Raw genomic sequence first — 12,789 nt, forward strand, 5'->3', positions numbered from 1 at the left:
GAATAAAGAGGAGAGCGCAGCCGATGGGCACCCTGAAAGTCACCATGACCGACGTCGATGGCGATACCCACACGTTCGATGACGTGGAGGAAGGAATCAGCCTGATGGAGCTTGGCCGGCAGAATGGCGTTGCCGGGATCATGGGCGACTGCGGCGGTGGCTGTGCCTGCGCGACATGCCATGTCTACGTCAGCGAAAACTGGGTGGAGAGGGTGGGCGATCCCGACGACATCGAGTTTGCGATGCTCGACATGGTGGCAGACGTCATGAAGGACAATTCACGGCTGGGCTGCCAGATCAGAATGGTGGCCGAACTGGATGGGCTGGAGGTCACGGTGGCACCGGCCTCGTCCTATTGAGCCCAGCTTTGCAGGTGGGGGCAAGCGCGCCTTCGAGGGCGGGCATGGCCGGTTGAGGGACAGGCGTCCATAACCGGCCGAACGAGAACAGCTGCCAAAGCGCGGCCCGGCGAGCAGGATAGAACAATCATGGCAACGCAGATTTCGCAGGATCGCACTTCCGAGCGCCAGGCACTGACCGCAGAGCAGGAAGAGTTGCTGGAGGCCGGTTCGCTGGCCGACACGGATATCCAGGCGCGGCCCCACGCGTTCTACACCGCGATGCGCCGGGGTGATCCGATCCACTATGACGCGCGGCTCGGCTCCTGGCTGGTGACGCGGCATGAGGACATCTCGGCGGTGCAGTCCGATCCGGTGACGTTCTCCGTCCAGCACGGTTATTCCGAGCAGCAGGCGCGCGGCATGCGCGATGAATTCGAGGCCTACCTTCGCGAGCATGGCGGCGGCTACTTCCCCGACGCGATCATGTCCGACCCGCCCTATCACACGCGCATCCGCAAGCTGATGGAGCAGGCGTTCACCGCGCACCGGGTCAAGGAACTGGAGCCGCGCATCACCGAAGTCGTGCGCGGCGTCATTGCCGATGTCGTCGAGCGCGGCGATGGCAAGTGCGATGCGGTGAAGGATATCGCGATCCCGCTCACCATCCGCGTCATCGTCGAGCAACTGGGCCTCGACCAGGGGATGGAGGACGAGATTTCGCGCTGGTCGGTGGCCGTGACGGCGCAGATCGGGGCGATGCAGAGCCGCGAGACGATGCTGCAGAACGCGGCCCTGATCGCGCAGTTGCAGCAATACCTCATCGCCAAGATGAAGGCCTGCGAGGAAAATCCGACCGAGGACATGATCTCCGACCTCGTCCACGCCGAAGTCACCAATGCGGACGGCAGCAAGGAGAAGCTGACGTTCGCCGAGGCTGTCTCGCTGGTGCGCGCCACGCTGATCGCCGGCAACGACACCACCGCGACGGCTATCGGCAACCTGTTCTACGTTCTGACCACAAGGCCGGGCATGGCAGAATTGCTGGACAGCGTGGTCGACGACGAGCGCCAGCTCAACCGCTTCATCGAGGAACACTTGCGCAGCGAGCCGCCGGTCCGCGCCCTGTCACGCATGACCACCCGCGAGGTCACGGTGAACGGCACCGCCATTCCGGCCCATGCGCACATGCTGCTGGTCTACGGCTCGGGCAACGACGACGAGAGCGTGTTCCCCGAACCGCGCAAGTTCGACATCACCCGTCAGAACCTTGGCCGCCATGTCGCCTTCGGGGGCGGACCGCACCGCTGCGTGGGCCTGGCGCTCGCCCGTATGGAAGTGAAGGTCGCCGCGCGCGAGATCGCTCGCCAGATGAAGAACATGGCGCTGGCGATCCCGGAAAGCGAAATCCGCTACACGCCCACCGTCGCGACGCGCACCATAGAGTCGCTGCCGATCACTTTCGAGAAGCGTGAAGGCTGAAACTGTGTTTGGAAAATGCTCGCAATGAGACGGGCTCCAGGCCGTTGCGGCGGCACGAAAGGGAGAATGCAGTGCATCAGGAACTGGCCGGAAAAGTTGCGGTAATCACGGGCGGGGCCAGCGGCATCGGACGGGCGACGGTGGAACTCTTTGCCGCCCAGGGGGCGAAAGTGGTGATTGCCGACGTTGCCGACGCGGCGGGAGAGGCGCTGGCGACATCGCTGGGCGCATCGGCGCTCTACGTCCACACCGACGTCAGCGAGCCGGCTGCGATGCAGGCGCTGGTCGATGCGGCCGTGGCGCGCTTCGGCGGGCTGGACGTGATGTTCAACAACGCTGGCATCTCGACCAAGGCCTATCCGAGCTTCGTCGACGACGAACTCGACGACTTCGACCGCGTCATGCGGGTCAATGTGCTGGGCCCCATGCTGGGCACGCGCAACGCGGCGCGCATCATGAAGGCGCGCGGGACCGGCGGAGTGATCCTCAACAATGCCTCGATCGCGGGCACTTTGGCGGGCATCGGCATGATGACCTACCGCGCCTCCAAGGCGGCGCTGATCCAGTTCAGCAAGTCGTCCGCCATCGATCTCGCCCAGCATGGCATCCGGGTAAACTGCATGGTGCCGGGCCATGTGCGCACCGAACTGTCCTCGTTCGGTCAGGCGGGCGCCGATGCGGCGCTGGCAGCGCGGATCGAGGAGGGGGTCAATGCGGTCTATCTCTCCAACCAGCTTATCAAGCGGCGGGGAGAGCCGGACGACGTGGCGCAAGTCGCCCTGTTTCTCGCCAGCGAACGCTCGCGGCACATGACCGGTGCGGTCCTGCCGGTCGAGGGTGGGGTGACCGTGGGCGATCCGGTCAACCACCTGCAGGACATCCTTGCCGCGCGCGCTGCCGCGATGGATGTCGAGATCGTTTCAGGTTGAGAGGAACCGCTCGATTTCCCCCGCGATCTTCTCGGGGATTTCGAGGTTGAGCATATGGCCCGCGTCGACATGGTCGATGCGGGTCACCTGCGGGCCTATCGCCGCGATCACTTGCGCAATGAGGCGGAAGTCCTCGGTGTCGCGCTCTCCGGTTAGGAGCAGCGTCGGCATTGATAGGTTCGCGAGGCGGTCGATGTCGGGGAAGGCGGGGCGCTGGTCGTCCTGCACCCATTGGCGGCCGTGGTACGCTTCGATCGAGGCTTGCATGCCGCAGCCTGCCGGAGTTTCGCGCAAGCTATCGAACAGCGGGTGCTGCCACCACAAGTCGCGGGCCTGTGCGATGTCACCGGCGCGCGCTGCGCGGCCGATCGTTTTCCAGCGCTCGATCCAGTCGCTTGTCCATGACCAGCCTACCATCAGCGGACTGACGAGGATCAGTCGGCGCACCCGCTCGGGGTGGTCGAGCGCGAAATTGAGGGCGCTGGCGCCGCCCAGCGACATGCCGCACAAGTCTGCCTGCGGCATGTCGAGCGCGCTGAGCAGGGCGAGGAGATCGTCGGCATGGGAGAAAGGCGTGCCGGGTTCGCCCTGCGATTCTCCGAAGCCGCGCTGGTCGTAGGCGATGAGCGGGCGGTCCGCAGGAAGGGCGGCGATCAGCGGTTGCCAGTCGTGCCGGGAGCCGCCGAAACCGTGGACGAGGACCAGCGGTATGCCTGCTCCCTGTCGCCGGACACCGGAAAGCACGGCGCCGCCGGGTTCGAGAGTGAAGGGTTCGAATTCCATCCGGGCAGGCTAGCGCCGGTTCGGTGTAAGTGGAAGCATCGTCCCGGATCAAGTCCGGGACGATGCGATGTTCAGGCAGATCCCATGTAGCGCCCGCCGTTGGTGCTGATCGTCTGGCCGGTCATGTAGCTGGCCTCCTCGGAGGCGAGGAAGGCGGCGGCGGCCGCGATATCCGCGACCTGGCCCAGACGGCCGACCGGGAGCGAGGCGCCGTAGGCTTCCGCGTCGATGGGCGCGCTGCGCAGCATCGGGGTGTCGATCGAGCCCGGCGGGATCATGTTGGCGGTGATGCCGGTCTTGCCCAGTTCCAGCGCCAGCGCCTTGGTCAGGCCCAGCAGTCCGCCCTTGGAGGCGACATAGTGGCTCTGCGCGAACGAGCCCGACTGGGTCGAGGACGAGGTGATGTTGATGATACGGCCCCACTGGGCGGCGAGCATGTCGGGCACGATCTCGCGGGTGACCAGCCACGGGCCCTTGAGGTTGATGCGGATGACCTTGTCGAACTCGTCTTCCGGGATGTCCATGAAAGGCGTGAACGGGGCGATACCGGCATTGTTCACGAGGATCGTGATGGGCCCCAGTTTCGCGCGGGTCTCGTCCGCTGCAGCCTTGATCGCCGCCTTGTCGGAGCAATCGGCGACGATGGCCAGGGCCTTGCCGCCGGCCGCCTCGATCAGCTTCACGGTTTCGGCGGCGCCTTCGGGGTTGAGGTCCCAGACGGCGATGGCGGCCTTGTCTTCGGCCAGTCGCAGCGCGATGCCGCGGCCGATGCCGGAGCCCGCGCCGGTGATCACGGCTACCTTGCCGTCAAGCGAACGTGTCATGCGATTGTCTCTCCCGGATCGAAAATGCTGAACACCTGAACAGCATTCGGGTCGGGAGAGTCAAACCGCCTTGGCGATCAACGCTTACATCTGCTCCGCGAAGCTGCCGTAACGACCGCGGTGGAAAAGCATCGGGTCGTCCTCTCGCACGGTTTCCATGCGCAGCACTTCGCCCAGCACGAACCAGTGATCGCCTGCTTCGGTGACCGAATACATCTTGCATTCGATCGCCGCGATCGAATCGGTGATGACCGGCAGGTCGTGGTCCGAGATCACGTATTCCACGCCGACGAACTTCGCTTCACCCTTGGCGGTGACTGCGCGGCAGACGTGCTGCTGGTCGCTGCCCATGACGTTGACGCAGAAGCGGCCGGCCTTCTCGATCAGCGGCCATGAGGTCGACGACTTGTCGGGGAAGAAGCCGACCAGCGGCGGGTCGAGCGAGACCGAGGTGAAGCTGCCCACGACCATACCGGCGGGCTTGCCTTCGTCCAGCGCGGTGATCACGCAGACGCCGGTAGGGTAGCTGCCCAGAACCTTGCGGAATTCTGCCGGATCAATCGTCGTCACACTCACGCGGTTACACCTTCTTCTGTTTCGCAATGTCGAACCTTGATTGGCATATCCGCACAGGCACGCCATCGCGATATCGCCGGATACTAGTGCCCGTTAGCCATGTGCCGGGCAAGAGGGCACTGGTACTCTTGGTGAATGGCCGCCGGCGCGCGGTCATTGAGGCGGGCGCCGCAACTGGACGTTGCGTTTGCGGTCATTCCAGTTGATGTTTTTGCAATGATGGAAATTTAACCGCGCGCTTAAAAAACTTGCCTCTCCCTCGCCAAAGGTGCAGGGGACGAAGCTGTGACGAATGGCCTAACGCGATACGCGAATGGCCGTCCGGATGCCTGCTTACAGCGGGGCTGGTTCTGCCGGACACCTGCGCGCAATTAAGGGAAGATGCACTATGGCCACAGCTGAACTCATCGCCGAAAATCCCACTCAAAGCCCGGTCGCTGCCGAAGTGGCCGACATCGTTGCGCGTTCGCGCGCGGCCCAGGCGCAGATCGAGAACGCGACGCAGGAACAGGTCGACACCTGGATTCGCGGCATGGTCTACGCGGTCTGCAAGCCCGGCATGGATGAGGAAATTGCCCGTGAAACCGTCGCTGAAACCCAGCTCGGCAACTACGAGGGCAAGTTCAAGAAGATTTCGGTCAAGACTCGCGCCACCCTCTACGACATCATCGACGACAAGTCGGTGGGCTTGATCGAGGAGGATGCCGCGCGCAACATCGTCAAGCTGGCCAAGCCGGTGGGCGTGATCGGTGCGCTTTCGCCCTCGACCAACCCTGAGGCGACCCCGGTCATCAAGGCGATCAGCGCGGTCAAGGGCCGCAATTCGATCATCGTCTGCCCGCACCCGCGTGCCAAGCTGATTAACGCGAAGATCTGCAACCTGATGCGCGACGCGCTGGTGAAGATGGGCGCGCCTGCCGACCTCGTGATCCCGATCGAGGTTCCCTCGGTTGAGAAGACCAACGAAGTCATGAAGCAGTGCGACCGCATTCTCGCCACCGGCGGCACGCCGATGGTGAAGGCTGCCTATTCGTCGGGCACCCCGGCGCTTGGCGTGGGCGTGGGCAACGCGGTCATCACCGTCGACGACACCGCCGACCTTGATGACGCTGCCACCAAGATCCTGCTCTCGAAGACGCTCGACTATGCGGCTTCCTGCTCGTCGGACAACTCGGTGATTCTGCTCGATGCGATTTACGATGCCATGCTCGAAAAGCTCAAGGCCAAGGGCGGCTTCGTGATCGAGGGCGAGAACAAGACCAAGCTGCAGAACGCGATCTGGGAAGATGGCGAGCATATCAACGCCAAGGTCGTTGCCCAGTCGGCGCAGTTCATCGCCGACTATGCCGGTTTTGAAATCCCCGAAAACACTGCGTTCTTCATCGTGCCGGAAACCGGATACGGCCCGGACTACAAGTTCTCGGGTGAGAAAATGACCGTCACCATGGCGCTTTACCGTGCCAAGGACATCGAAGAGGCGATCCGCCTGACCAATTCGATTCAGGGTTATCAGGGGCAGGGCCACTCCTGCGGCATCTACTCGACCAGCGACGAGAACATCATGAAGCTGGCCTCAGGCACCAAGACCAGCCGCGTGATGGTGAACCAGCCGCAGTCGGCCTCGAACTCGGGCAACCTGTGGAACGGCATGCGCCAGACCTTCTCGCTGGGCTGCGGTTCGTGGGGCGGCAACGGCACCAACAACAACGTCACCTGGCGCGATCTCATCAACGAAACCTGGGTTTCGAAGCCTTTGGCGCAGCTCAAGGTGATCCCGTCGGACGACGAATTGTTCGGCAAGGACATCATCGAGCTGGTCGGCTGATCTTTTCGCGGCAACCGGATAAGGGCGCGGAGCGTTTCCTCGGCCTTTATCCGGCTACCGTGAAATGGAGACGACCGATGAACCGCACACTTCCTTTTGTCGCTGTAACCGCCGCGCTGGCCTTGTCTGCCTGCTCGAAGGAGCCGGCCGCACCTGCCACGCAGGCGGCTGCCGCGCAGACGGAGGAAGTGTTCCAGGAGGAACCGGTTTCGGCCAGCGAAGCGCCGGAACCCGCGGTCGGCACAGCGTCGGTGGACGAAATTCCGCAGGCCGCGCGGGGGCGCTGGGGCCTCGTCGCGGCAGACTGCACCAGCACCCGGGGCGATGCCAAGGGCCTGCTGGAAGTGTCGGCGGACCAGCTCAAGTTTTACGAATCGGTGGCTAAGCTGGGCACCATCAAGGAAGCGGGCGAGAGCCGCATCCGGGCCACGTTCTTGTATAGCGGCGAAGGGCAGAGCTGGACCCAGGACGTCGTCCTCGATGCACAGGGCGACGGCAAGACGCTGATCCGCCGCGACTACGGCAAGGACGCCATGCCCGGGCCGCTGAAATACACGCGCTGCACGTGATGCAATCACGGCAGGCACACACACAGGGGCAGAGATGACCGAACAATTTGGGCTGACCGAGGACCAGATCGCGATCCAGGAGACCGCGCAAAAGTTCACCGCCGACCGCATCACGCCATTCGCGGCCGAGTGGGACGAGAAGCATCACTATCCGGTCGACGTGTGGAAGGCTGCCGGCGAATTGGGCTTCGGCGGCATATATGTGTCCGAGGAGGGCGGCGGCATCGGCCTTGGCCGGCTCGACGCGGCGCTTATCATGGAAGCCATGTCTTACGGCTGCCCGGCCACCAGCGCCTATATTTCGATCCACAATATGGGCGCGTGGATGATCGATACCTTCGGCGACCAGCAGCTCAAGGATCGCTACCTCCCCGAACTGGTGACGATGGAGAAGATCGTCTCCTACTGCCTCACCGAGCCGGGTTCGGGATCGGACGCGGCGGCGCTCAAGACTTCGGCGCGGCTTGATGGTGATCACTACGTCCTTAACGGCACCAAGCAGTTCATCTCGGGCGGCGGCGTCAATGACGTCTACGTGGTGATGGCGCGCACCGGCGATCACAAGTCGCGCGGCATCTCATGCTTCGTGGTCGACAAGGATACGCCGGGCATGAGCTTCGGCGCGCCTGAGAAGAAGCTGGGGTGGAACAGCTCGCCCACCGCGCAGGTCGTGTTCGAGGACTGCCGCGTACCGGCCGTGAACCGCGTCGGCGCAGAGGGGGACGGCTTCAAGTTCGCGATGGCCGGCCTCGACGGCGGGCGCATCAACATCGGGGCCTGCTCGCTGGGCGGTGCGCAGCGCTGTCTCGACGAGGCGATCCAGTATTCCAAGGATCGCAAGCAGTTCGACCAGCCCATCGCCGATTTCCAGAACACCCAGTTCCGTCTCGCCGAAATGGCGACCGAACTGGAAGCTGCCCGCGCGCTGCTCTACATGGCCGCCGCGAAGGTCACTGCCGGGTCGGCGGACAAGACGCGCTTTGCCGCCATGGCCAAGTTGTTCGCGAGCGACACCGGCTCTTCGGTGGTTGACCGTGCGCTGCAGATCTTCGGCGGATACGGTTACCTCAAGGACTATCCGATCGAGCGCTTCTGGCGCGACCTGCGCGTGCACCGTATCCTCGAAGGCACCAACGAGGTTATGCGCATGATTATCGGCCGCGACCTGCTCAAGTAATCTAGGGGACTTCATGACCGACGAATTGCTGACCCGGCGCGAAGGCGTCGCCGGCGTCATCGCGCTGAACCGGCCCAAGGCCATCCATGCCCTCACGCAGGGCATGTGCGTGGCCATGAGTGAAGCTCTGACGGAGTGGCAGAACGATCCCGCCGTCAAGGCCATCACTATTGAGCACGCCGAAGGCCGCGGGTTCTGCTCGGGCGGCGACATCAATCTGCTGCGCCAGTCGGCGCTGACCGATGGGGGAGAGGCGGGCCGCCGTTTCTTCTTCGACGAGTACCGGCTGAACCACCAGTTGTTCACTTATGCCAAGCCGATCGTCGCATTCATGGACGGGATTACGATGGGCGGAGGCGTCGGCATTTCGCAGCCTGCGCAGTTCCGCGTTGCGACCGAGAATACCCGCTTCGCCATGCCCGAAACCGGCATCGGCCTGTTCCCGGACGTGGGCGGCGGCTGGTATCTTTCGCGTCTCGACGGGCGCGTGGGCCAGTTTATGGCGCTGACTGGCGCGCGCCTCGACGGGGCGGAATGCCTATGGGTCGGCCTTGCCACCCACTATCTTCCCGCCGAAGCACTGCCCGAAGCAAAGGCGCGCATCGCGGCCGGTGAAGACATCGGCGGTGTCCTCGCGGCGCTGGCGGTCACCCCGCCCGAGCCGAAGATTGCCGCCCATGCCGGTGCGATCCGCAAGCACTTCGCCTTCGATACGCTGGAGCAGGTCCTGGCTTCGCTTGAAAGCGAGGCCAATGAAGACGGGGGCGAGTGGGCCGCCAAGGAACTCGCCACCCTGCGCAGCAAAAGCCCGCAGGCCTGCAAGGTCTCGCTGCGTCAGCTCGAAACTTCGCTGGGCCTCGAAACTTTCGCGCAGAACATGACGATGGAATACCGCCTGGGTGGCCGCGTTCTCGTGCTGCCCGACTTTGCCGAGGGCGTGCGCGCGGTGATCGTCGACAAGGACCAGAACCCCCAATGGAACCCGGCCAGCCCCGAGGGCGTGACCGAAGAGATGCTGGACGCGATCTTCGCGCCCCTTGCCCCTGAAGAGGAATGGAAGCCGCTATGAGCACCTACGAAACGATCCTGGTTGAGCAGCAGGGTGGCGTCACCCTCATCACGCTGAACCGCCCGCAGGCGCTCAACGCGTTGAATTCCAAGGTCCTGGCTGAGCTGATCGACGCTTTCGCCGCCTTCGAGGCCGACAAGTCGCAGGGCTGCGCGGTCCTTACCGGCTCTGGCGAAAAGGCCTTTGCGGCTGGCGCCGATATCAAGGAAATGGCCGACAAGCCGAGCGCGCAGTTCTATTCCGAGGACTTCTTCGCGGGTTGGACCAGCCAGATCGTGAAGACCACCCGCAAGCCCTGGATCGCTGCCGTCAACGGCTTTGCGCTGGGCGGCGGCTGCGAACTGGCGATGATGGCGGACTTCATCATCGCGTCGGAAAACGCCAGGTTCGGCCAGCCCGAAATCAAGCTGGGCGTTGCGCCCGGCATGGGCGGCTCGCAGCGCCTGACCCGCGCCGTGGGTAAGTCCAAGGCGATGGATATGTGCCTTACCGGGCGCATGATGGACGCCGCCGAAGCAGAGCGTTCGGGCCTTGTCAGCCAGGTCGTGCCGTTAGCTTCGCTGCTTGAAACGGCGCTGAAGTCGGCTGCTGCCATCGCTGCGATGCCGCCGCTGGCCGCGACGATGAACAAGGAAATGGTCAACCTCGCTTTCGAGACAACGCTGGACACCGGCCTCGTGCTGGAGCGCCGCATGTTCCAGGTCCTCACCGCTACGGAGGACAAGGTCGAAGGCATGACCGCCTTCGTCGAAAAGCGCCCCGGCGTCTGGAAGGGAAAGTAATCTCATGAAGATCGCATTCATCGGGCTTGGCAACATGGGCGGCGGCATGGCCGCAAATCTCGTCAAGGCGGGGCACGAGGTCCAGGCCTTCGACCTTTCGGCCGACGCGCTGGCCAAGGCGGCCGAGAACGGCTGTGCCACTTTCACCGCCGTCCCCGATGCTGTCGCGGGCGTGGATGCGGTCGTCACGATGCTGCCCAATGGCGGCATCGTGAAGGCGGTCTACACCGCCGACGTGATCGGGAAGGCCCCGGCCGGCGCACTGTTCCTCGATTGCTCGACGATCGACCTTGCCACCGCGCGCGAGGTTGCCGAACTGGCCGTCGCAGCAGGTTACGAGATGGTCGACGCCCCGGTTTCGGGCGGCATTGCGGCGGCTAACGGAGGCACGCTCACCTTCATGGTCGGCGGCGAAGATGCCGCATTCGAGAAGGCCAAGGCTGTCCTCGATCCGATGGCCAAGGCGGTCATTCATGCCGGTGAAATCGGTGCGGGCCAAGTCGCCAAGATGTGCAACAACATGCTGCTGGCGGTCCACATGATCGGCACCTGCGAAGCACTGGCGCTGGCCGAGAAGGCGGGTCTCGATCCGCAGAAGTTCTACGAGATCAGCTCGAAGTCGACCGGCTACTGCTGGTCGCTCAACGACTACACCCCGGCTCCGGGCGTGGGCGCGGCGAGCCCGGCAGACAACGACTATGTGGGCGGCTTTGCCTCGGCGCTGATGCTGAAGGACCTGCGTCTTGCGATGGCGGGGGCCGGCACGGCCGGCGCCACGGTGCCGCTGGGCGAGCACGCGACGAAGATCTACGAAGCCTTCGTTGAAGCCGGAAATGGCGGCAAGGACTTCGGTGCGATTTTCACTACGCTCTGAGGTCTAATTCCTCCCCGAGTTTGCTCGGGGAGGAGCTTTCGGCTTCGCGCCGTTCCCGCTCGAAAGTGGGCAATTTCATACCTTTGGTGCGGCTGGTCAGGTGATACCGCCGGCATAGCCCGCAGCGATAGGGACGCAGCGGGAAGGGCGCCCTAGCGGCAACTTCCAACGCGGCTTCCTCGCTATCGTAGCGCGCCTTGCGCTGGCAGATGCCGGGACGGGTGCGCATTTCAGCCGAGCAGCTTGGGCCCCAGCAGCATCAGGATCTTCACGTCGATGGCGTAACCTTCGGCGCGCCAGTCCTCCACCGCCTGCTCGATTCCGGCCAGGGGGACACGGTGGACGATGATGTCTTCGCTGTCCACACCGCCACCTGCACCCACTTTCGTCAGGCTCTGCGCGCGGAACAGGGTGAAGCTTTCGCTGACCATGCCGGGTGAGGAAAAGAACTCGCCCACCTTTTCCATGGCTGCGGCGTGGTAGCCGGTCTCTTCCTCCAGTTCGCGGGCGGCGGCGATGGCGGCGTCTTCGTCGGCGTTGTCGTCATGATCGCCGACGAGGCCGGCCGGGAGTTCGATACAGCGCTTGCCCAGCGGCACGCGGAACTGGTCGACAAGGATCACGTTGTCTTCCGCGTCGACGGCCAGGATTACGGCTGCGCGGATGCCGCGTGCGCGGCTCACGTATTCCCAGCGGCCCTGACGCTTGGTTGTGATGAAGCGGCCTTCCCACATCGTTTCCACGGGCCGTTCGGCGTCGTGATGGTCGGAAGGCGCGTGGATTTGCGAGGTCATACTTCGATAAGCCTGTCGGGTAATTCGTTAACGTCGCCATCGATGCGGGGGACGTGAATGGCAAGCACGGGGGCGACTTTGCGGATGGCCGCGACCATGGCGTCGGCGGTGCGGCCTTCGCGCAGTTCGCCGAGCATCGCGTGCATTGCCTCGGCCCAGACGCCGGGTTCGACTTTGCTGGCGATGGCGATGTCGGCGACGATCTCGGCGCGGTGTTCGCGCATCGAGAGGTAGATAAGGATGCCGGTACGGCCCGCAGTGCGCTGCTCCGCACCGATGCGAAAGGCGCGCAAGGCCCGGTCATGAACGCGCATGGTGCGGATCGGCGCAGGGATCAGCCAGAACTTGAGCGGCTGCCACAGTTGCAGCAACATCATCGCGGTGAACTTGATGGTCGCCACGCCCAGCGCCAGCGAGAGGATCATGCGCGGCGTCCACTCATGGCCCCAGTCGGCGATGAGCCTGTCGTAGAGGCCCATGTAAAATTCAGGCGCGATGGCCAGCGTGCCGAGCGCCAGGAATGCGACCAGCGCGGACCATGCCAGCGCCACGTCGGTATAGCCGTCAGAGCGATCGGCGAGGATCGTGACGATCTCGCCAGAGCTGAGCAGTTCGGCTTCGGCCACGGCGGAGCTGATGCGGTCGTGGTCCTCGTCGGACAGGTATTTGGGACGTGCCATGATCTACCAGCTCCCGCTCGAACCGCCGCCGCCGAAATCGCCACCGCCGCCGCCAAATCCACCGCCGCCCCAGTCGCTGCCGCCACC

14 protein-coding genes are annotated in these 12,789 nt (G+C 64.1%); 9 read left to right on the forward strand and 5 right to left on the reverse strand.

The annotated features are described in order from the left end of the window. Positions 1-23 precede the first annotated feature (23 nt). The 3 genes from GVL61_RS22345 (at position 24) to GVL61_RS22355 (ending at position 2,749) form a co-directional block, all read left to right on the forward strand. A complete protein-coding gene (locus tag GVL61_RS22345; RefSeq protein ID WP_159983117.1) occupies positions 24-359 on the forward strand; it encodes a 2Fe-2S iron-sulfur cluster-binding protein in 336 nt (111 codons plus the stop codon). Between the two features lie 129 nt (positions 360-488). Beyond that, positions 489-1,820: a cytochrome P450 gene (locus tag GVL61_RS22350; RefSeq protein WP_200844919.1), complete on the forward strand. Its 1,332-nt coding sequence runs from the start codon at positions 489-491 to the stop codon at positions 1,818-1,820. Positions 1,821-1,891: 71 nt separating this feature from the next. Continuing rightward, positions 1,892-2,749 (forward strand): SDR family NAD(P)-dependent oxidoreductase, encoded by an 858-nt coding sequence (locus GVL61_RS22355; protein ID WP_159983119.1) that lies wholly within the window; start codon positions 1,892-1,894, stop codon positions 2,747-2,749. Here GVL61_RS22355 and GVL61_RS22360 read toward each other — a convergent pair. The 3 genes from GVL61_RS22360 to GVL61_RS22370 form a co-directional block, all read right to left on the reverse strand. Next, positions 2,741-3,532 (reverse strand): alpha/beta fold hydrolase, encoded by a 792-nt coding sequence (locus GVL61_RS22360; protein ID WP_159983121.1) that lies wholly within the window; start codon positions 3,530-3,532, stop codon positions 2,741-2,743. The two genes, GVL61_RS22355 and GVL61_RS22360, sit on opposite strands and share 9 nt — an antisense overlap. Before the next feature lie 71 nt (positions 3,533-3,603). Next, positions 3,604-4,356 carry an SDR family NAD(P)-dependent oxidoreductase gene (locus GVL61_RS22365; RefSeq protein WP_159983123.1) on the reverse strand — a complete coding sequence of 251 codons (753 nt, stop codon included), beginning with the start codon at positions 4,354-4,356 and terminating at the stop codon, positions 3,604-3,606. 84 nt (positions 4,357-4,440) lie between these two features. After that, positions 4,441-4,932 carry a flavin reductase family protein gene (locus tag GVL61_RS22370; RefSeq protein WP_159983125.1) on the reverse strand — a complete coding sequence of 164 codons (492 nt, stop codon included), beginning with the start codon at positions 4,930-4,932 and terminating at the stop codon, positions 4,441-4,443. Positions 4,933-5,320: 388 nt separating this feature from the next. On the opposite strand from GVL61_RS22370, the gene GVL61_RS22375 reads away from it, so the two are divergent. The 6 genes from GVL61_RS22375 to mmsB all read left to right on the forward strand — a co-directional run bounded on the left by GVL61_RS22375 (position 5,321) and on the right by mmsB (position 11,228). Next, entirely contained in the window at positions 5,321-6,757 is a 1,437-nt protein-coding gene (locus GVL61_RS22375) for an aldehyde dehydrogenase family protein (protein WP_159983127.1), read from the forward strand. Between the two features lie 77 nt (positions 6,758-6,834). Then, on the forward strand, positions 6,835-7,326 hold the full coding sequence (locus GVL61_RS22380) for a hypothetical protein (protein ID WP_159983129.1): 492 nt from the start codon (positions 6,835-6,837) through the stop codon (positions 7,324-7,326). A 34-nt stretch (positions 7,327-7,360) separates the two neighbouring features. Beyond that, entirely contained in the window at positions 7,361-8,503 is a 1,143-nt protein-coding gene (locus GVL61_RS22385) for an acyl-CoA dehydrogenase family protein (RefSeq protein WP_159983131.1), read from the forward strand. A 13-nt stretch (positions 8,504-8,516) separates the two neighbouring features. Next, complete coding sequence (locus GVL61_RS22390; RefSeq protein WP_159983133.1) at positions 8,517-9,572, forward strand: enoyl-CoA hydratase/isomerase family protein; 1,056 nt, start codon at positions 8,517-8,519, stop codon at positions 9,570-9,572. Beyond that, a complete protein-coding gene (locus GVL61_RS22395; RefSeq protein WP_159983135.1) occupies positions 9,569-10,354 on the forward strand; it encodes an enoyl-CoA hydratase-related protein in 786 nt (261 codons plus the stop codon). Before GVL61_RS22390 ends, GVL61_RS22395 begins: the two co-directional genes overlap by 4 nt. A gap of 4 nt (positions 10,355-10,358) precedes the next feature. Continuing rightward, the gene (gene mmsB / locus GVL61_RS22400; protein ID WP_159983137.1) at positions 10,359-11,228 is read left to right on the forward strand and encodes a 3-hydroxyisobutyrate dehydrogenase; all 870 of its coding nucleotides are present in this window, start codon (positions 10,359-10,361) and stop codon (positions 11,226-11,228) included. 230 nt (positions 11,229-11,458) lie between these two features. Here mmsB and GVL61_RS22405 read toward each other — a convergent pair whose 3' ends face one another. Next, on the reverse strand, positions 11,459-12,022 hold the full coding sequence (locus tag GVL61_RS22405) for an NUDIX hydrolase (protein WP_159983139.1): 564 nt from the start codon (positions 12,020-12,022) through the stop codon (positions 11,459-11,461). Beyond that, positions 12,019-12,702 (reverse strand): TPM domain-containing protein, encoded by a 684-nt coding sequence (locus GVL61_RS22410; RefSeq protein WP_159983141.1) that lies wholly within the window; start codon positions 12,700-12,702, stop codon positions 12,019-12,021. Before GVL61_RS22410 ends, GVL61_RS22405 begins: the two co-directional genes overlap by 4 nt. Positions 12,703-12,789: the final 87 nt, after the last annotated feature.

This window comes from Novosphingobium sp. 18050 (genome assembly GCF_902706195.1).
GTDB lineage: Bacteria > Pseudomonadota > Alphaproteobacteria > Sphingomonadales > Sphingomonadaceae > Novosphingobium.

Excerpts from the sequence above, each read along its gene's own strand:
- GVL61_RS22405 (WP_159983139.1), bottom strand. The coding sequence starts at position 12,022 with ATGACCTCGCAAATCCACGCGCCTTCCGACCATCACGACGCCGAACGG.
- GVL61_RS22360 (WP_159983121.1), bottom strand. The coding sequence starts at position 3,532 with ATGGAATTCGAACCCTTCACTCTCGAACCCGGCGGCGCCGTGCTTTCC.
- GVL61_RS22350 (WP_200844919.1), top strand. The coding sequence starts at position 489 with ATGGCAACGCAGATTTCGCAGGATCGCACTTCCGAGCGCCAGGCACTG.
- GVL61_RS22375 (WP_159983127.1), top strand. The coding sequence starts at position 5,321 with ATGGCCACAGCTGAACTCATCGCCGAAAATCCCACTCAAAGCCCGGTC.
- GVL61_RS22395 (WP_159983135.1), top strand. The coding sequence starts at position 9,569 with ATGAGCACCTACGAAACGATCCTGGTTGAGCAGCAGGGTGGCGTCACC.
- GVL61_RS22365 (WP_159983123.1), bottom strand. The coding sequence starts at position 4,356 with ATGACACGTTCGCTTGACGGCAAGGTAGCCGTGATCACCGGCGCGGGC.
- GVL61_RS22380 (WP_159983129.1), top strand. The coding sequence starts at position 6,835 with ATGAACCGCACACTTCCTTTTGTCGCTGTAACCGCCGCGCTGGCCTTG.
- GVL61_RS22345 (WP_159983117.1), top strand. The coding sequence starts at position 24 with ATGGGCACCCTGAAAGTCACCATGACCGACGTCGATGGCGATACCCAC.
- GVL61_RS22410 (WP_159983141.1), bottom strand. The coding sequence starts at position 12,702 with ATGGCACGTCCCAAATACCTGTCCGACGAGGACCACGACCGCATCAGC.
- GVL61_RS22390 (WP_159983133.1), top strand. The coding sequence starts at position 8,517 with ATGACCGACGAATTGCTGACCCGGCGCGAAGGCGTCGCCGGCGTCATC.
- GVL61_RS22385 (WP_159983131.1), top strand. The coding sequence starts at position 7,361 with ATGACCGAACAATTTGGGCTGACCGAGGACCAGATCGCGATCCAGGAG.
- mmsB (WP_159983137.1), top strand. The coding sequence starts at position 10,359 with ATGAAGATCGCATTCATCGGGCTTGGCAACATGGGCGGCGGCATGGCC.